Raw genomic sequence first — 528 nt, forward strand, 5'->3', positions numbered from 1 at the left:
GTTCTGGAAGGGGCATCATGCTTTCTCACATTATGTTTAAAATTTAAATTATAAATAGGAGAAACAGAGATGTCTACTCGACGTAATATATCAGCTAGAACCGCTGGTTATATTAGAAGTCTAGTAAAGAAAGGAGATAAATATATAACGGCTTTAATAAAACATGCTAGGGCTATTAGAGACGGTTCTGGGGAAAGGGTTATAGAAAGGTTAATAAAATCTGAAATAGAAGGGAAATCAAATAAAACCTCAACTGTTATTGAAACATTGGTGTGTGATGAAAAAAAAATGGATATATTTACAAATGGCAAGATTCAATTTTCCAAATCAATATATGAAGATAAACATTATAATAAAATTTTAGTTGAGATTAAAAATACATTTCAAAAGTATTATGGTGAGAAAAATGGTTCAGAATAAAAAAGATATTTACGAGCCCATCCACCTAACTGTGTAAATTTTTCATAGCACTTAAATTCTGCCTTCAAATTTAATTAAAAAATGCGGCATTGCTTCACTCCAACTTCT

Annotated in this window: 1 protein-coding gene; it reads left to right on the forward strand. The window is 29.9% G+C overall.

Features of this window, described 5'->3' with window-relative positions; genetic code table 11:
- Positions 1-69 precede the first annotated feature (69 nt).
- Positions 70-420, forward strand: a complete 351-nt coding sequence (locus DNK84_RS13235) for a hypothetical protein (protein ID WP_119344946.1) — start codon at positions 70-72, stop codon at positions 418-420.
- The last annotated feature ends 108 nt before the right edge of the window (positions 421-528 follow it).

It is taken from the genome of Facilibium subflavum, from assembly GCF_003574485.1.
GTDB classification, from domain to species: domain Bacteria; phylum Pseudomonadota; class Gammaproteobacteria; order Francisellales; family Francisellaceae; genus Facilibium; species Facilibium subflavum.

What these genes read in the sequence shown, in the direction of transcription:
- DNK84_RS13235 (WP_119344946.1), top strand. Translation starts at nt 70, where the DNA reads ATGTCTACTCGACGTAATATATCAGCTAGAACCGCTGGTTATATTAGA.